This is a genomic window from Terrabacter sp. NPDC000476 (genome assembly GCF_040300125.1).
GTDB lineage: Bacteria > Actinomycetota > Actinomycetes > Actinomycetales > Dermatophilaceae > Terrabacter.
Genome location: NZ_JBEPDF010000001.1, coordinates 688,505 through 705,605, shown reverse-complemented (window position 1 = coordinate 705,605; position 17,101 = coordinate 688,505). Strand labels below are relative to the sequence as shown.

15 protein-coding genes are annotated in these 17,101 nt (G+C 73.1%); 12 read left to right on the top strand and 3 right to left on the bottom strand.

Features of this window, described 5'->3' with window-relative positions:
• The first annotated feature begins 53 nt into the window (after nucleotides 1-53).
• From acnA to ABT295_RS03275, 3 genes are all read left to right on the top strand, one after another.
• A complete protein-coding gene (gene acnA / locus ABT295_RS03285) occupies nucleotides 54-2,831 on the top strand; it encodes an aconitate hydratase AcnA (protein WP_352392984.1) in 2,778 nt (925 codons plus the stop codon).
• Between the two features lie 130 nt (nucleotides 2,832-2,961).
• Entirely contained in the window at nucleotides 2,962-4,125 is a 1,164-nt protein-coding gene (locus tag ABT295_RS03280; RefSeq protein ID WP_352392983.1) for a C39 family peptidase, read from the top strand.
• Nucleotides 4,126-4,274: 149 nt separating this feature from the next.
• Nucleotides 4,275-5,624 carry a C39 family peptidase gene (locus tag ABT295_RS03275; protein WP_352392982.1) on the top strand — a complete coding sequence of 450 codons (1,350 nt, stop codon included), beginning with the start codon at nucleotides 4,275-4,277 and terminating at the stop codon, nucleotides 5,622-5,624.
• Nucleotides 5,625-5,638: 14 nt separating this feature from the next.
• Here ABT295_RS03275 and ABT295_RS03270 read toward each other — a convergent pair whose 3' ends face one another.
• The gene (locus tag ABT295_RS03270) at nucleotides 5,639-6,424 is read right to left on the bottom strand and encodes a VOC family protein (RefSeq protein WP_352392981.1); all 786 of its coding nucleotides are present in this window, start codon (nucleotides 6,422-6,424) and stop codon (nucleotides 5,639-5,641) included.
• A 31-nt stretch (nucleotides 6,425-6,455) separates the two neighbouring features.
• Between ABT295_RS03270 and ABT295_RS03265 the strand changes: the two genes are divergently transcribed.
• The 3 genes from ABT295_RS03265 (at nucleotide 6,456) to ABT295_RS03255 (ending at nucleotide 9,179) form a co-directional block, all read left to right on the top strand.
• Nucleotides 6,456-6,848, top strand: a complete 393-nt coding sequence (locus ABT295_RS03265; protein WP_352392980.1) for a hypothetical protein — start codon at nucleotides 6,456-6,458, stop codon at nucleotides 6,846-6,848.
• A gap of 146 nt (nucleotides 6,849-6,994) precedes the next feature.
• Nucleotides 6,995-8,860, top strand: coding sequence for a 1-deoxy-D-xylulose-5-phosphate synthase (gene dxs, locus ABT295_RS03260; RefSeq protein ID WP_352392979.1), 1,866 nt, complete (start codon nucleotides 6,995-6,997; stop codon nucleotides 8,858-8,860).
• Between the two features lies 1 nt (nucleotide 8,861).
• On the top strand, nucleotides 8,862-9,179 hold the full coding sequence (locus tag ABT295_RS03255) for a hypothetical protein (protein ID WP_352392978.1): 318 nt from the start codon (nucleotides 8,862-8,864) through the stop codon (nucleotides 9,177-9,179).
• Here ABT295_RS03255 and sigJ read toward each other — a convergent pair.
• Nucleotides 9,136-10,125, bottom strand: coding sequence for an RNA polymerase sigma factor SigJ (sigJ, locus tag ABT295_RS03250; RefSeq protein ID WP_352392977.1), 990 nt, complete (start codon nucleotides 10,123-10,125; stop codon nucleotides 9,136-9,138). The genes ABT295_RS03255 and sigJ overlap by 44 nt on opposite strands.
• Nucleotides 10,122-11,087: an NAD-dependent epimerase/dehydratase family protein gene (locus ABT295_RS03245; protein WP_352392976.1), complete on the bottom strand. Its 966-nt coding sequence runs from the start codon at nucleotides 11,085-11,087 to the stop codon at nucleotides 10,122-10,124. The genes sigJ and ABT295_RS03245 overlap by 4 nt, the downstream gene beginning before the upstream one ends.
• 276 nt (nucleotides 11,088-11,363) lie before the next feature.
• On the opposite strand from ABT295_RS03245, the gene ABT295_RS03240 reads away from it, so the two are divergent.
• Genes ABT295_RS03240 through ABT295_RS03215 form a run of 6 tightly spaced genes read left to right on the top strand, consistent with a single transcriptional unit; the run spans nucleotide 11,364 to nucleotide 17,095 of the window.
• On the top strand, nucleotides 11,364-12,584 hold the full coding sequence (locus tag ABT295_RS03240) for a substrate-binding domain-containing protein (protein ID WP_352392975.1): 1,221 nt from the start codon (nucleotides 11,364-11,366) through the stop codon (nucleotides 12,582-12,584).
• A 15-nt stretch (nucleotides 12,585-12,599) separates the two neighbouring features.
• Nucleotides 12,600-13,334: an ABC transporter ATP-binding protein gene (locus ABT295_RS03235; RefSeq protein WP_352392974.1), complete on the top strand. Its 735-nt coding sequence runs from the start codon at nucleotides 12,600-12,602 to the stop codon at nucleotides 13,332-13,334.
• Nucleotides 13,331-14,095 carry an ABC transporter ATP-binding protein gene (locus ABT295_RS03230; protein ID WP_352392973.1) on the top strand — a complete coding sequence of 255 codons (765 nt, stop codon included), beginning with the start codon at nucleotides 13,331-13,333 and terminating at the stop codon, nucleotides 14,093-14,095. The genes ABT295_RS03235 and ABT295_RS03230 overlap by 4 nt, the downstream gene beginning before the upstream one ends.
• Nucleotides 14,092-14,976, top strand: coding sequence for a branched-chain amino acid ABC transporter permease (locus ABT295_RS03225; protein ID WP_352392972.1), 885 nt, complete (start codon nucleotides 14,092-14,094; stop codon nucleotides 14,974-14,976). Before ABT295_RS03230 ends, ABT295_RS03225 begins: the two co-directional genes overlap by 4 nt.
• Nucleotides 14,973-16,160, top strand: a complete 1,188-nt coding sequence (locus ABT295_RS03220; protein ID WP_352392971.1) for a branched-chain amino acid ABC transporter permease — start codon at nucleotides 14,973-14,975, stop codon at nucleotides 16,158-16,160. Before ABT295_RS03225 ends, ABT295_RS03220 begins: the two co-directional genes overlap by 4 nt.
• Nucleotides 16,157-17,095 carry an alpha/beta fold hydrolase gene (locus ABT295_RS03215; protein WP_352392970.1) on the top strand — a complete coding sequence of 313 codons (939 nt, stop codon included), beginning with the start codon at nucleotides 16,157-16,159 and terminating at the stop codon, nucleotides 17,093-17,095. Before ABT295_RS03220 ends, ABT295_RS03215 begins: the two co-directional genes overlap by 4 nt.
• Nucleotides 17,096-17,101: the final 6 nt, after the last annotated feature.

Below are 17,101 nucleotides of genomic sequence, written 5' to 3'. Positions count from 1 at the left end.
TCAAGATAAATTGAGCACCGCGATCCATCATTCGCTGCTGGAAGGAGCCCGTCGTGGGCAGTGTTGACAGCTTCAAGGCCAAGGGGACCCTCGAGGTCGGAGGCCAGTCCTACGAGATCTACCGCCTCGCCCAGGTCGAGGGGCAGCAGACGCTGCCCTACAGCCTCAAGGTCCTCCTCGAGAACCTGCTGCGCACCGAGGACGGCGCCAACATCACGGCCGACCACATCCGGGCCATCGGCTCGTGGGACGAGACCGCCGAGCCCGACACCGAGATCCAGTTCACGCCCGCCCGCGTCATCATGCAGGACTTCACCGGTGTGCCCTGCGTCGTCGACCTCGCCACGATGCGTGAGGCCGTCGCCGACCTCGGCGGCGACGCCGCGAAGATCAACCCGCTCGCGCCGGCCGAGCTCGTCATCGACCACTCGGTCATCATCGACGTCTTCGGCCGCGCCGACGCCTTCGAGCGCAACGTCGAGATCGAGTATGAGCGCAACAAGGAGCGCTACCAGTTCCTGCGCTGGGGCCAGACGGCCTTCGACGACTTCAAGGTCGTGCCGCCGGGCACCGGCATCGTCCACCAGGTCAACATCGAGCACCTCGCCCGCACCGTCATGGTCCGCGAGATCGACGGCGAGCGCGTGGCCTACCCCGACACCTGCGTCGGCACCGACTCGCACACGACGATGGTCAACGGCCTCGGCGTGCTCGGCTGGGGCGTCGGCGGCATCGAGGCCGAGGCCGCCATGCTCGGTCAGCCCGTCTCGATGCTCATCCCGCGCGTCGTCGGCTTCAAGCTCAAGGGCTCGATTCCCTCGGGCGCCACGGCCACCGACGTCGTGCTCACCATCACCGAGATGCTGCGCAAGCACGGCGTCGTCGGCAAGTTCGTCGAGTTCTACGGCGAGGGCGTGGCCCAGGTGCCGCTCGCGAACCGCGCCACGATCGGCAACATGAGCCCCGAGTTCGGCTCCACCTGCGCGATCTTCCCGATCGACGACGTCACCCTCGACTACCTGCGCCTCACCGGCCGGTCCGACGAGAGCGTCGCCCTCGTCGAGGCCTACGCCAAGGAGCAGGGCATGTGGCTCTCGGCCGAGACCCCCGAGGCCCGCTACAGCGAGTACCTCGAGCTCGACCTCTCCACGGTCGTGCCCTCGATCGCCGGCCCGAAGCGCCCCCAGGACCGCATCGCCCTGAGCGACGCCAAGGACGCCTTCCGCAAGGTGCTGCCCACGTACGTCGCGCACGACGAGGGCGACTCCGGCGAGGCCGAGTCCTTCCCGGCGAGCGACCCCGGCGTCGACGACGGCGGTGACAAGCCCGCCGAGGGCGCCACGAACGGCCGCCCGACCAAGAAGGTCCGCGTGACCGACGCCGAGGGCCGCGAGTTCGAGATCGACCACGGCATCGTCTCGATCGCCTCGATCACGAGCTGCACCAACACCTCGAACCCGTCGGTCATGATGGCCGCGGCCATGCTCGCGAAGAACGCGGTGGAGAAGGGCCTGTCGGTCGCCCCCTGGGTCAAGACGTCGATGGCGCCGGGCTCCAAGGTCGTGACGGGCTACTACGACAAGGCCGGCATGTGGCCCTACCTCGAGAAGCTCGGCTTCCACCTCGTCGGCTACGGCTGCACGACGTGCATCGGCAACTCGGGCCCGCTCAACGAGGAGATCTCCCAGGCGATCAACGACAACGACCTCGCTGTCACCTCGGTCCTCTCGGGCAACCGCAACTTCGAGGGTCGCATCAACCCCGACGTGAAGATGAACTACCTCGCGAGCCCGCCCCTCGTCATCGCCTACGCCCTCGCCGGCACCATGGACTTCGACTTCGAGTCCGAGCCGCTCGGCCAGGACACCGACGGCAACGACGTCTTCCTCAAGGACATCTGGCCGGCGCCCGCCGACGTCGAGCGCACCATCGCGGCGTCGATCAACCAGGAGATGTTCACCGAGGACTACGCCGACGTCTTCGCCGGTGACGAGCGCTGGCAGTCGCTGCCGACCCCCGAGGGTGACACCTTCGCGTGGGACGGCGAGTCGACCTACGTGCGCAAGCCCCCGTACTTCGACGGCATGTCGATGGAGACGACTCCCGTCGCCGACATCGAGGGCGCCCGCGTCCTCGCCAAGCTGGGCGACTCGGTGACGACCGACCACATCAGCCCGGCCGGTGCCATCAAGAACGACAGCCCCGCGGGTCGCTACCTCGCCGAGCACGGCGTCGAGCGCAAGGACTTCAACTCCTACGGCTCGCGCCGCGGCAACCACGAGGTCATGATCCGCGGCACGTTCGCCAACATCCGCCTGAAGAACCTGCTCCTCGACGGCGTCGAGGGCGGCTTCACCCGGGACTTCACCCAGGGCGGCGAGCAGACGACGATCTACGACGCGGCCCAGAGCTACGCCGCCGCCGGCACCCCGCTCGTCATCCTGTCGGGCAAGGAGTACGGCTCCGGCTCCTCGCGCGACTGGGCGGCCAAGGGCACCAGCCTGCTCGGCGTCAAGGCGGTCGTCGCCGAGAGCTACGAGCGCATCCACCGCTCCAACCTCATCGGCATGGGCGTCATCCCGCTGCAGTACCCCGCGGGCGAGAACGCCGACTCGCTCGGCCTCGACGGCACCGAGACCTTCTCCATCACCGGCATCACCGCGCTCAACGAGGGCTCGACGCCGAAGACCGTCAAGGTCGTCGCCACCCAGGAGTCGGGCGAGACGGTCGAGTTCGACGCCGTCGTGCGCATCGACACCCCCGGCGAGGCGGACTACTACCGCAACGGCGGCATCCTGCAGTACGTCCTGCGCTCGCTCGTCGCCGGCTGACGCAGCCAGCACCCCACGGGTCCCGTATGCCGCCTCGCGCGGTGTGCGGGGCCCGTCGGCGTCCGCGGGCGTCCACGAAGAGGTGGGACCCGGCCGGACGGCATCCGGGCATCAGTGGCATGCTCGACGCGTGAGTGAACGACGCGCGAGCCTGTCCGTGTGGGAGTCCGGATTCGAGTGGGCACCTGGCCAGGACGTCCGCCATGCAGACGCCCACGTCGACGGTGCGCCCGAGCGCACCTACGCAGCGCGGTCGTGGACCTCACCCGTCGCCGAAGTGCCTTTCGCCGCAACGGAGCTCATCCCGTCGTGGAACGCCCGCACGCCCGCTGGAACGTGGCTGTGCGTCGAGGGTCGGGTCGCCGACGACTCCGGGTGGACCCCGTGGTTCGTGCTCGCGCACTGGGCGGAGGACGACCCCGAGGGAGGGGCCCCCATCACGCGGACCACCGTCGACGACCAGCGCTTCGACGCCGGTCGGGTGTCGACGGACACGTGGCGCGCCGCCGACGGTCGCACCTTCGACCGGTGGCAGGTGCGGGTCACCGCCCTCACGGCGGCCGGTGCCACCGAGCAGCCCGAGCTCTCACTGGTCGCGGGGTCGGCGTCCCGCTTCGAGATCGACCCGGCCGAGCCCACGAGCCCGCTGTCGAGCGGCGAGGCGGCGGCGGCGTACGGCACCGAGATCGCCGTGCCGCCGTACTCGCAGCGACTGCACATCGACACGTTCCCGCAGTGGAACGGCGGCGGCCAGTCCTGGTGCTCACCGACGTCGATGACGATGATCCTCGAGCACTGGGACCGTGGCCCGTGCCCCGAGGAGCACGCCTGGGTGGGGCACGACACCGACCCACAGGTCGTGCACGGCGTCCGCCGCGTCTTCGACCACCGCTACGAGGGCGCCGGCAACTGGGCCTTCAACACCGCGTATGCCGGCGCGCGCGGGTTGCGTGCCTACGTCACCCGCCTGCGCGACCTCACCGAGGCGGAGGCGTTCGTCGCGGCCGGCGTGCCGCTCGTGGTCTCGGTGAGCTTCACGCAGGACGAGCTCGACGGCGCCGGGTACGAGACCGAGGGGCACCTGCTGACGATCGTCGGCTTCACGGCCGACGGCGACGTCATCTCCAACGACCCCAACTCGCACCGGACCGCGAGCAACGAGCAGGTGCGCTCGGTCTTCCGCCGCGACCAGTTCGAGCGGGTCTGGCTCGGCGACACGGGCGGCCTCGCGTACGTCGTGCACCCGCACGACGTGGCGCTGCCAACCGCCCCGGCCGAGGCCAACTGGGCGTGAGTCCGGCGCGTCCGGTCAAGAGGACGTAAATTTCCTGCGTCTGCTGCTCGCATCGCGAGAATTTTCCACACAAACCTCCCGCGAGGCCGTGCGGTGGGTGTTGACTGACGGCGCTCCACAGCCCCGCAGCCCTGCCCGGAAGGTGCGTCATGTCGCGTCAACCCACCCCAGCCCTCGTCCCGCCGAGCCGTCGGACGGTCCTCGGCTCCACCGCCGGCGCCGCGCTCGTCGGCCTGGTGACGGCCGGCTCCGCCCACGCCACCGGTGCACCGGCCGCCCCGACGGCTCCCGACACGCGCCACCCGTCCCGTCCCGACGAGGGTGCCCACCCGAGCGACCGGCACATCGCCTACCGCGAGTGGAGCGGGCGCGAGCTGCGCGTCGGCCGCTTCGGCGAGAAGCGCGACTACGTCGACCCGCACGACGCCTCGGCGAGCGTGCGCTCATACGAGGTCGCGACGTGGGTCTCGCCCGTCGTGCGTCCCGGCTTCGGCCTCACCGAGCTCGTGTCGTCGTGGAACGCCGACACCCCCGGCCGCTCGTGGATCGAGGTCGGGGTGCGTGGCCGCAGCGGCGGCACGGCCACCAAGGAGTACGTGCTGGGGCGCTGGTGCCGCTACGACCCCGAGCAGGGCGGCGGCATCCACCGCACGTCGGTGAACGGGCAGGGCGACACGGTCGCGACCGTCTACACCGACACCCTCGCGACCCGCAGCGGCCACGTTCTCGACGAGTGGCAGCTCGTCGTGCGGCTGATGCGTCCCGCCGGCACCCACGAGACGCCGCGCCTGCGGGCGGTCGGCGCCATGGCCTCGGCGCTGCCCGACACCGAGCGCGTGCCGCGCAGCCCGCAGGGCCGCGCCCGCGGCCGGGTGCTCGACGTGCCGACCTTCTCTCAGGAGACCCACATCGGGCACTTCCCGGAGTGGGACAACGGCGGTGAGGCGTGGTGCTCGCCGACGTCGACGTCGATGGTGCTCGCGTACTGGGGCGCCGGCCCCCGCCGCGACGAGACGGCGTGGGTGACGCAGGCCCGCCCCGACGAGGCCGACCCGCAGGTCGACTTCGCGGCGCGCAACGTCTTCGACTACACCTACGACGGCGCCGGCAACTGGCCGTTCAACGCCGCGTACGCCGCGACCCGACCCCGCATGCGCGGCTTCGTGACCCGACTGCGGTCGCTCACCGAGGCCGAGGACTTCATCGCCGCCGGCATCCCGCTCGTGACGTCGGTGTCCTTCGAGAAGGGGGAGCTCGACGGCGCGGGCTACGGCACGAACGGCCACCTCATGGTCGTCGTCGGCTTCACCCGGGACGGCGACGTCGTGTGCAACGACCCGGCCTCGCACCTCATCCGCGACAACCGCGAGGTCCGCGTCGTCTACGACCGGGAGCAGTTCGAGAACGTGTGGGTGCCGCACAGCGGCGGGATCGTCTACGTCATCCACCCCGAGCGCCACCGGTTACCGCACGCCCCGCGCCACGAGCGCAACTGGTGACCTGATCGGACGCGTCAGCGGCCGAGGCCCGTTCGCGGGTCTCGGTCGGTGACGCAGTAGAGCCCGCCCGCGGGGTCGCGGAGCACGGTCCAGCCGCCGCCGTGGTCGCCGACGACCGTGGCGCCGAGCGCGCGGTGCCGGGCGACCTCGGTGGCCCGGTCGTCGCTCGCGAGGTCCAGGTGTCCCGTGACCGGCCCGGACGACGCCTCGTCGAGTCGCTGGAGCAGCAGCCGCAGCGGGATGCCGTCCGGGCGCACGAGGTGCCGGAACTCGGGCCGGCTCACCGACCGGCGGACCGGCCACCGCGTCAGCTCCGACCAGAACGCGCACTCGACCTCGTAGGCGTCCGGCGGGATGTCGAGGCACACCTGGTCGACGATGCTCTCGTGCTGCTGCGGCCACCGGGTGGGCGACGGCCGCGAGCCCAGCGGCTCGTGGACGAGGCAGAGGACGAAGCCGCCGGGGGAACGCAGCACGACGTAGCCGTGCTCCGACCGGTGCACGACCTCGGCCCCGAGCCCCTCCGCGTGAGCGGCCGACTCGATCGGCGACGCGACGTGCAGGTCGAGGTGGGTGCCGGGCCCGGAGCCGCCGGCGCCACGGCTACCGCCCCCGCCACGGGTGCGCTGGAGCTTGAGGTAGGGGTCGCCGACCGGGGGCACGAGCGTCGTGAACTCGCCCTCGTCGCCGCGGGCCGGCGACACCGCATACGCCGTCACTGCGGACCAGAAGCGGGTGCCCGCCTCGTGGACCCCGGGCGGCAGGTCGACGAACGCCGTGACCCAGCCGACCGTCGTCATGACCCGAGCGTAGGCGAGGCAGACTGGGGGCATGCCGAGTCCGACGCCGTCCGGGTCACGAGGGCACACCCCGCCCGGGTGGCCGCCGGGCGTCCCGCCCGCGCACACCCCCGGCTGGGAGGAGCGGGCCGTCCTGTGGCTGCTCGACCAGTGCCCGCCCGACTACCGGGCGTATGCCGGGTGGCGGCGACACCCGATCGCGCTCGCCTGGCTGACCGGCCGGCACCTCGACGGCCAGGTCGTCGCCATGCGCGACGCGTGGCGCGAGGCGCGCGTGGCGATCGGGCCGCACGTGCCCGCCGACGCCCTGACCGAGATCCTCGGGCAGATCGAGGCCGAGGGCATCCGGCTCCTCGCCGCCTCGCGCTCCACCCGCCTGCTCCACGAGGCGCTCCAGGGCAAGGTCTTCGCGCCCCGTCTGTGACGCGGTGCGGGAGCCCCGGTGAGGATCGTGTGACGCGGTCGAGCGCCCCGGCGCGCACCATTGCGAGGCGCCGGACGTTGACCCGTAGACTCGATCGACCCACGCACGCGTGGGCGCACGACCCACCACCGAGAGGACGAGGCAGCGTGGCCCTGCTGGAGACCATCACGAGCCCGGCGGCGCTCAAGGCGCTGCCCGCGACCCAGCTGCCGGCTCTCGCCGAGGAGATCCGCACCTTCCTCGTCGGCGAGGTGTCCAAGACCGGTGGGCACCTCGGGCCCAACCTCGGCGTCGTCGAGCTGACCATCGCGCTGCACCGTGTCCTCGACTCGCCGCGCGACGCGATCGTCTTCGACACCGGCCACCAGTCCTACGTGCACAAGCTGCTCACCGGCCGCCACGACTTCAGCCAGCTGAAGAAGCGCGGCGGGCTCTCGGGCTACCCGAGCCGCGCCGAGTCCGAGCACGACGTGGTCGAGAACTCGCACGCCTCGACGTCGCTGTCGTGGGCCGACGGCATCGCCAAGGGCCGACGGCTGCGCGGCGACCAGGGCCGCCACACGGTGGCCGTCATCGGTGACGGGGCGCTGACCGGCGGCATGGCGTGGGAGGCGATCAACAACATCGCCGTCGACAAGACGCTCCCGCTCGTCATCGTCGTCAACGACAACGAGCGCTCCTACGCCCCGACGATCGGCGGGCTCGCCGACCACCTCGCGACCCTGCGGACGACCCGCGGCTACGAGCGCTTCCTCGACTGGGGCAAGCGGTCGCTCGCCCGCACGCCGGTCGTCGGCGGCGCGATGTTCGAGACGCTGCACGGCGTCAAGAAGGGCATCAAGGACATCGTTGCGCCGCAGGGCATGTTCGAGGACCTCGGCCTGAAGTACCTCGGCCCCGTCGACGGCCACGACGAGCCCGCCGTCGAGAAGGCGCTGCGCCAGGCCAAGGAGTTCGGCGGCCCCGTCATCGTCCACGTCATCACCCAGAAGGGCCGCGGCTACCAGCCCGCGATCGACGACACCGCCGACCAGTTCCACAGCGTCGGCAAGATCAACCCGGAGACGGGCCTGCCCTTCGAGGTCGGCGGGCGCATCTGGACCGACGAGTTCAACGACGAGATGGTCGCGCTCGGGCGCGACCGCGAGGACGTCGTCGCCCTGACCGCCGCCATGCTCATCCCCGTCGGCCTCGACGGCTTCGCCGCCGCCTACCCCGAGCGTGTCTTCGACGTCGGCATCGCCGAGCAGCACGCGGTCACGATGGCCTCCGGCCTCGCGTATGCCGGCCTCCACCCCGTCGTCGCCGTCTACGCGACCTTTCTCAACCGCGCCTTCGACCAGCTCCTCATGGACTGCGCCCTGCACCGCGCGGGCATCACCTTCGTGCTCGACCGGGCAGGTGTCACCGGCAGCGACGGTGCCTCGCACAACGGGATGTGGGACATGACCCTGGCCGGCATCGTGCCCGGGCTGCGGCTCGCGGCGCCCCGGGACGGCGACCAGGTGCGCCGCCAGCTGCGCGAGGCGGTCGACGTCTCGGACGGGCCGACCGTCATCCGCTTCCCCAAGGGCGACGTGGCCGACCCGCTCACCGCGGTGCGCACGGTCGACGGCGTCGACGTGCTCTTCGAGAACGCCGGCGACGACGTCGACCTGCTCGTCGTCGGGGTCGGGGCCTTCGCCGCGCTGGCCACCGAGGCCGGCGAGAAGATCGCGGCCCACGGGCGCACGGTCCGTGTCGTCGACCCGCGCTGGGTGCTCCCGGTCGGCGACGGCGTGGTCGAGCTGGCCCGCCGGTCGGGTGCGGTCGCCGTCGTCGAGGACAACCTCGTGAGCGGCGGCATCGGGGCGGCCGTCACGCTGGCGCTGCGCGAGGCCGGGCTCGACGTGCCGGTGCACACCTACGGCATCCCGAAGCGCTTCCTCGACCACGCCTCGCGCGGCCAGATCCTCGAGGACCTCGGCCTCACGGCCGACCAGGTCGTCGCCGACCTCGAGCCGAGGCTCTGACGTGGGGCTGCGCGACGCGACCGACGTGACGACGGCACCCATCGCCGCCCTCGGGCTCGTCGGCGGCTACGTCGCCGCCCGCGAGTCCGGCATCCGTCCGCTCGGAGGGGTCGTGCTCGGCGCCGCCGGGCTCTACGCCGGCCGCACCTGGCTGGCCAGGGCCGGCGCCCCGGCGACGGCCGGGCTGGCCGCGGTCTACCTCGGCGGCTTCGGTGCGTCGCACGTGCTGGCCAGGCGGATCGGCCCGTGGCCCTCCGTCCTCGCGGTCGCGGCCGTCAGTGCGGCGGCGTCGTGGGCCGTGGTGGACCGGCGCCGCTGACGCGACGGACGAGGGCGTTGGCGTCGCCCACCGGTCCGAGGTGGGCGAGCTTGTCGGGGTTGACGATCGCTCGGATGCCGGCCACCTGGCCGTCGCGGACCTCCAGGGCCCAGACGGCGAGCAGCCGGCCCTCGACGAGGAAGGTCGCGCCCGGTCCGCCGTTGACCTCGGCGAGCCGCACCTCCGTGTCGGGCAGGCGCCGCAGGGCGCGCAGCCAGTTCGTGAGCGTGTGCGCGACGCGCCTGCGGCCGCGCTGCGAGCGCGCAAGGGAGGGCGCCTTGCCGCCGCCGTCGCCGACGAGCTCCACGTCGTGGGTGAGGAGCGACTCGAGCCCGGCGAGGTCGCCCGAGCGGGCCGCGGCGAAGAAGCGGCTCGCCAGCTCGCTCTGCGCCTGAGGCGTCGTCGTGAAGCGCGGGCGGCGGTCCTCGACGTGGCGGCGCGCCCGCACCGCGAGCTGGCGCACGTTGGCTTCGCCCTTGCCGACGATCGTCGCGACCTCGCCGTAGCCGTAGCCGAAGACGTCGTGCAGCAGCAGCACCGCCCGCTGCTCCGGCGACAGGCTCTCGAGCACCACGAGCAGCGCCATCGACAGCGAGTCGGCGGTCTCCGTCGCCCGGGCGGGGTCGACGTGGTCACCTCGGCCGTCCGTGAGGATCGGCTCCGGCAGCCAGTCACCGACGTAGCGTTCGCGCCGCACCCGGGCCGACCGCAGCTCGTCCATCGCGAGGCGGGTCGCCACCGTGGCGGTGTAGGCCCGGGGCGAGGCGATCGGCTCGCCGGCCTCGAGCGAGCGGTGCACCCGCAGCAGCGCCTCCTGCACGACGTCCTCGGCCTCGGTGACGCTGCCGAGCATCCGGTAGGCGATGCCGAAGGCCACGGGCCGCACGTCGGCCAGCAGCTGCTCACGGTCCCGGGCCGTGGGCGCGGGACGGTCCGCGTCGCTCACGTCGGCGTGCCGCTCTCGGTCCGGGCCGGGTCGCCCAGCTCGCGGAAGCCGTCGCGCCACGAGGCGTGCCGCGGTGCCCACCCCAGCGCCTGCCTTGCCCTGGCGTTCGACGCGCCGCGCAGCTCGGTCATCATCACGGTGCCAGTCTCGCCCGCGAGGAGCCGGCCGACCAGCCGTGGCACGCGCATCGGCGGGCGGGCCCCCAGAGACTCCGCGAGCACCGGCAGCCACGTCGCGACGGTGGCCGGCTCGTCGTCGACGACGTTGTAGACGCCGGGCGCCCCGCCCTCGACGGCGGCGACCGTCGCCTCGGCCGCGTCGGCGACGTGCACGAACGACCACACGCCGCCACCGTCGCCGACGACGGGGAACCGGCGACGGCGCACCGCCTCGTTCTGCTCGCCGTCCGGGCCGAGCGAGGTGTGCGGACCGTAGAAGCCGCCGTAGCGCAGCACGAGTCCCTGGGTCCACGACGCCCCGAGCACGCTGTCCTCGACGTGCCGGATCGCGCGCACGGTCTGCTCCATCCCGCTCGGCGGCACGGTGCCGAAGGGGTCCAGCTCGGTCTTGACGGGCCCGCCGACGCGGTCGTAGCCCGCGAAGAAGCTCTGCGCGACGAACCGCTCCACCCCGGCGGCGCGCGCGGCCGAGAGCAGGTGGTCGGTGCCCTCGGTGCGGAGCCGGTTCGTCGCGGCGAAACCCCGGTCGAAGTGCCTGAGGTCCATCGCCCCGATGGCGGTCAGCTGGTGCACGACCACCTCGGGGCGGGCCTGCGCGACGGCCCGCGCCACCTGCTCGGGGTCCAGCGCGTCGACCACCAGCGGTGTCGCCCCGAGACCGCGCAGCAACGCCTGCTTCGTGTCGGTGCGCGTGGTCCCGTGCACCTCGTGCCCGGCCCGCACCAGGCGCGGCACCAGCTGCCGACCGATCGCGCCCGTCGCTCCCGCCACCAGGATCCTCATGTCCCGCTCCTTCTCTCTCGCTCAGGGTCGTCCACCCACGCCATCTCAGACGAGACAGCCGTCGCGCCTGTGACACCCCGGCCGGCATCCGTCCCGGAACGGCTGACGCGGAAGGCCCGATCCGGGTGGCGGCGACGCACATGCGGCCGGCGTGTTTGTGGGCCCCGGTCCCACCGTCGCGCTGCGGGGCCTCCAATACCTTCGCCCGAACGGTTGGGCGTCGACGGATCTCGTTGCGGCAATGGCGCGAGCGCCCGCCAGAGGTGGAGGACATCGGTGTCCAAGCGGTGGAGCGTCGCGCTCGCGAGCGTGTTCATGACGGTGTCGGTCGCGGCCTGCGGCTCGCCGGGCCAGCCGGGGGCGCCGGCCGCGGGTGACGCCGGCGCGGCGTCGGGAGGCGGGTCCGCAGCCCCCTACAAGGTCGGCCTCGTCTACTCGAAGTCCGGGCCGCTCGCCAGCTACGGCGCCCAGTACCGCCAGGGGCTGACGGCCGGCATCGACTACGCCACGAAGGGCTCCGGCGCGGTCGGCGGCCACCGGATCCAGATCACCGAGCAGGACGACGCCGGTGACCCCGCGAAGGCCGTCGCGTCGGCGACCGACCTCATCGGGCAGGGCAACACGATTATCGCCGGCTCGACCTCGAGCGGTGTGGCGCTGCAGGTGGCGCCGCTGGCCCAGGACAACAAGGTCCTCTTCATCTCCGGTCCGGCCGCGGCCGACGGCGTGACGGGCGCGAACCGATACACGTTCCGCTCCGGGCGCCAGACCTACCAGGACGTCGCCACGGCCGGCTCGATGCTCGGCGACGTCAAGGGCAAGAAGGTCACCGTCCTCGCGCAGGACAGCGCGTTCGGCAAGGCCAACGTCGCTGCCGTGACCGCCGTGCTCGGAGCGAAGGGCGCGACGGTCGATGCCGTCGAGGTGCCCTCTGCGGCAACGGATCTCACGCCCTTCGCGACCAAGGTCAAGGGCGCCGCCCCTGACCTGCTCTTCGTCGCGTGGGCCGGTGCGAACGCGACGGCGATGTGGACGACCCTCGGCCAGCAGGGCGTGTTCGAGCAGACCAAGGTCGTCACCGGCCTCGACATCAAGGCCACCCACACGCTCTTCGGCGCCGTCGCGACGAAGATCGACTTCCTGTCGCACTTCTTCGCCGGCGCGGCCGACAACGCGGCGTACCAGGCGCTGGAGGCCGGGCTCGAGAAGCAGGGGAGCACCGTCGACCTCTTCACCAACGACGGGTTCGTCGCGGGGCAGATGATCGTGCACGCCCTCGAGGAGGGCGGCGCCGACGTGGAGAAGATGGTCGGCTCGCTGGAGGGCTGGAGCTTCGAGGGACCCAAGGGTGCGCTCCAGGTGCGCGCCGAGGACCACGCCCTGCTCCAGCCGATGTTCACGGCCACGCTGACCAAGGACGGCACGAACGTCGTGCCGAAGCTCGTCGACACCCTCGACCCGGCCGCCGTGGCGCCGCCGGTCACGCCCTTCTCGTGAGCGGACACCCCTGACGTGATCACCGCAGAGGCGGTCGGCTGGAAGGTCGGCGGCGCCCAGATCCTCGACGACGTGTCGCTGGCGGTGGCGCCGGGCGAGCTGCTCGGCATCATCGGGCCCAACGGTGCCGGCAAGTCGTCGTTCGTCGACGTGCTGAGCGGCGTCGTGCGCCCCACGAGCGGACGCATCCGCATCCGCGACGCCGACGTGACCCGGCTCAGCTCGACCCGCCGCGCACGGATGGGGCTCGCCCGCTCGTTCCAGACCTCGGCGCTCTTCGACGGGCTGAGCGCCGGCGAGAACGTGCGCCTCGCCGTGCAGGCCGCCGGCCCCGCGGCCTTCTCGCCCTTCCGCCGGGTGGGGTCCGCCGCCCTCGAGGTCGTCGACACGCTCCTCTCCCGGGTCCGTATGCCGGGTCGGGCGGCCACGCTCGCCCGTGACCTCTCGCACGGCGACCGTCGCAAGCTCGAGCTGGCGATGGCACTGGCCTCGGACCCCGCCGTGCTGCTCCTCGACGAGCCGATGGCCGGGGTCTCGGCCGAGGACGTCGACGGCCTGGGCGAGATCATCGGTGAGGTGCGCGACTCCGGGGTGGCCGTGGCGATGGTCGAGCACCACATGCACGTCGTGCTCGGCCTCGCCGACCGCGTGGCGGTGCTCCACCACGGCCAGCTGCTCGCGGTGGGCGCGCCCACTGACGTGGTGGCCGACGAACGCGTGCAGCAGGCCTACGTGGGGGAGGCGCTGTGACCGGGCGCGAGGCGTCCACCACACACGCCGCCACCGCACACACCGCCACCGATGCCGTCCTCACGGTGGAGGACCTGCACGTGCGCTACGGCGGGTCGCACATCCTCCAGGGCGTCGGCTTCGACGTGCCGTCGACGGGCGTCACCGCCCTGCTGGGCCGCAACGGCGTCGGCAAGACGACGACGCTCAAGGCGATCCTCGGCCTGGCCCCCCGCACCGGCCGGATCCGACTGCACGACAGCGAGATCCAGACCCGCTCCACCTCACGGATCGTGCGCGACGGCATCGGCTACGTGCCCGAGGACCGAGAGGTCTTCGGCGGGCTGACCGTCGACGAGAACCTGCGCCTCGTCGACCCCGAGCGCGGCGCCGACGCACCCGTCGTCGGCGCGCTCTTCCCCGACCTCGTGACCCGGCGCGGCCAGCGGGCCGGCACGCTGTCGGGCGGGCAGCAGCAGATGGTCTCGCTCGCCCGGGTCCTGCTGCGCGACAACGCCCTCCTGCTCGTCGACGAGCCGACGAAGGGGCTCGCGCCCAAGCTCGTCACCGAGGTCGCCGACGTGCTCGCCGAGGTGGCCCGCACGACGCCGATCCTGCTCGTCGAGCAGAACCTCCCGCTCGTGCGACGGATCGCCGACCGGGTCGTGGTGCTCGACGCCGGCGCGGTCGTGCACCGTGGCACCGCGGCCGACCTCGTCGCCGATGCCGACCTCACGCGCGAGCTGCTCGGCGTCTCGATGCGACGGGAGGCTGCGTCGTGAGCGACCTCCTGCTGCTCCTCGTCACCGGCCTCGGGCTCGGGGCGCTCTACTTCATCGCGGCGAGCGGCCTCAGCCTCGTCTACGGCCTCATGGGCGTGCTCAACTTCGCCCACGGCGCCTTCATGACGGCCGGTGCCTACGCCGCGTGGTCGTCGATGGGCGCCCTGCCGTCCTCGTGGCCCGTGGTGGCCAGGCTCGTCGTCTCCCTCGGGGTGGCGGTGCTCGTGGGCGCCCTGGTCGGCCTCGTCGTCGAGGTCGTGCTCATCCGGCCGCTCTACCGTCACCACATCCAGCAGGTGCTGGTCACCGTCGGCCTGTCGCTCGCCGGCGTCGCTGCGGCGCAGGCGATCTGGGGTGCCGACCCGAGAGCCGTCGAGAAGCCCCCGTGGATGTCGGCGACGAGCGAGGTGCTCGGCGCGCGACTGCCCAACGACCGGCTCGTCTACCTCCTCGCCGCCCTCGCGCTCTTCGGCGGACTCATGGCGGTGCTCCACCTGACCCGCCTCGGGCTCGTCATCCGGGCCGGCGTCGAGAACCGGACCATGGTCGAGGCGCTCGGCATCGACGTGCACCGCACCTTCACCGTCGTCTTCGCCATCGGTGGGGCGGCCGCCGGCCTGGCCGGGGCCCTCTACGCCCAGTACGCCGGAGCCGTGTCGCCCGCCCAGGGCGGCTCGCTGCTCATCTTCGCGTTCATCGTCGTCGTCATCGGCGGCATGGGCTCCGTGCCGGGAACGGCCGTCGCCGCCGTGGCGGTCGGCCTCGTGCAGCAGCTCGCGAACTACTACGCCGCGAGCGGGGTCGGCGACCTCTCGGTCGTGCTGCTGCTCGCGGCGGTCCTCCTGCTCCGCCCGACGTCCCTGAAGAGAGCGACGCGATGACGTCGCACACCGACGACCTGACCGCAGCCCACCCGGCGCCCGTCGAGGCGGCCGCCGACGCACAGACCCCCCTCGGGCCGGCCCCCGACGGGCGGACGCCCGGCGGGCCGGCGCCCGACGGGCCGGCCCCCGACCGCGGGCGCCGGCCGCTGCCGCGACGCGTTCGGTCCGTGGTCCTTCCCCTCGTCGCGCTGGCGGTGCTCGCCTGGCTGCCCTACGTGCCCGTGGAGCTGCCCGGCCTCCTGCCCGGGCGCGTCAACGGCCCGGGCAGCATGCAGCTGCTCGCCACCTGCCTCGTCGTCGGCGGCATCGCCCTCAGCTACGACGTGCTCTTCGGCCGCACCGGGCTGCTGAGCTTCGGGCACGCGCTCTTCGTCGCGGCGGGGAGCTACCTGCTCACGGTGTCGCTCTCGAGCTGGTCGCTGCCCCTGCCGCTCGCCGTGCTCTGTGCCCTCGGCCTGTCGACCCTGCTCGCGGCGGTCGTCGGCTCGATCGCCCTGCGCGTCGGCGGCATCGCCTTCGCCATGGTGTCCCTCGCGTTCGCGCAGGCGGCCTCGATCCTCGTGCTGCGCAACCCCGGTGGCGTCACCGGGGGAGAGGAGGGGCGCACCCTCGACCGCGACGCCCTGCCGGCGGCCCTCGTCGGGGTGTCCAACGCGCCGTACCGCTACTGGCTCGCGCTGGGCTTCGCGGTCGTCGCGTGGCTCGTCGTGGCGGCCCTCGTCCGCTCGCGCGCCGGTCACGCGATGGCCGCGGTGCGCGAGAACGAGCACCGGGCCGCCGTGCTCGGCTTCGGCACCTACCGCGTCAGGCTGCTCGCGCTCGTCGCCGGCTCCGCGCTCGGGGCCCTCGGCGGCATCGTGCACGCCCTCGTGCTCGGTGGGTCGAACCCGCACCTGACGACCTCGGAGTTCACCCTCTCGCTCCTCGTCATGGTGGTGCTCGGCGGCGCCGGCAGCCGGTGGGGTGCCCTGCTCGGCGGGGTGATCTACACGTATGCCGACGCGCGGCTCGTCGAGGTGAGCAGCCTGCCGGTGCTCGACTCGCTGCCGGACGTCGTGCGCCAGGTGCTCTCCCAACCGCTCTTCATCCTCGGCGTCGGCTTCGTCGTCGTGGTCTACTTCGCTCCGGCGGGCCTGACCGGGCTCGGCGCTCGACTCCTGCGAAAGGCGGGCTCCCGGTGAGCACTGCGGCCGCGTTCGTCATCGAGCTGCCGGTGGGCAGCCTCGCCATCCACGACCTCAGCACGGGGCACCCCGCCGCCACCGCGCCGGTCGTGCTCGCGGTGCACGGCATCATGGCGAACGGCCTGTCGTGGTGCCGGGTGGCCGACGAGGTGGCCCGCCGGCACGGCCCCGATGCCGTGCGCTTCCTCGCCCCCGACCTGCGCGGCCGCGGCGACAGCCGGTCGGTGCCGGGCCCCTACGGCCTCGGCGCGCACGTCGACGACCTCGTGGCGACGGCCACGGCCTTCGGCTCGACGCCCGTCCTCGTCGGCCACTCGATGGGGGCGTTCGTCGCCGCACTCGCCGCCGCGCGCCACCCCGACCGCTTCCCGGCCGCCGTGCTCGTCGACGGCGGGCTCGCCTTCCCGGTGCCGGCGGGCCTCGACGTCGACGCGGCGCTCCGGTCGGTGATCGGGCCGGCCATGGACCGTCTCTCGATGCGCTTCGCCGACCCGGCGGCCTACCTCGCCTTCTGGGGCCAGCACCCTGCTCTCGGGCCGATCCTCGACGGGCCGGCGGGGGAGGCGGCCCGCGCCTACATCGAGCACGACCTCGTCGAGGGCCCGGCCGAGCCCGGCCGCGGCGACCGGTGGCGGAGCACCTGCGTGCTCGACGCGGTGCGCGCCGACGGCGCCGACGTGCTCGCCGACGCCGAGACCCACGCCGCGCTGCGCACCGCGGTCGGGCAGGGCGTCGCCGGCGAGCTCGTGTGGGCCCAGCGCGGGCTGCTCGACGAGCCGCAGGGCCTCTACGACGAGCAGCGTCTCGCCGCGCTCGGGGTGCCCGACGGGGTGCACGTGACGAAGGTCGACGCCAACCACTACGACGTCGTGCTCGGCGACGCCGGGGTGCGCGCCGTCGCCGACGCCGTCGACCGGCAGCTCGGGGCCTGAGCGCGG

Excerpts from the sequence above, each read along its gene's own strand:
- ABT295_RS03275 (WP_352392982.1), top strand. The coding sequence starts at position 4,275 with ATGTCGCGTCAACCCACCCCAGCCCTCGTCCCGCCGAGCCGTCGGACG.
- ABT295_RS03265 (WP_352392980.1), top strand. The coding sequence starts at position 6,456 with ATGCCGAGTCCGACGCCGTCCGGGTCACGAGGGCACACCCCGCCCGGG.
- ABT295_RS03245 (WP_352392976.1), bottom strand. The coding sequence starts at position 11,087 with ATGAGGATCCTGGTGGCGGGAGCGACGGGCGCGATCGGTCGGCAGCTG.
- ABT295_RS03270 (WP_352392981.1), bottom strand. The coding sequence starts at position 6,424 with ATGACGACGGTCGGCTGGGTCACGGCGTTCGTCGACCTGCCGCCCGGG.
- ABT295_RS03220 (WP_352392971.1), top strand. The coding sequence starts at position 14,973 with ATGACGTCGCACACCGACGACCTGACCGCAGCCCACCCGGCGCCCGTC.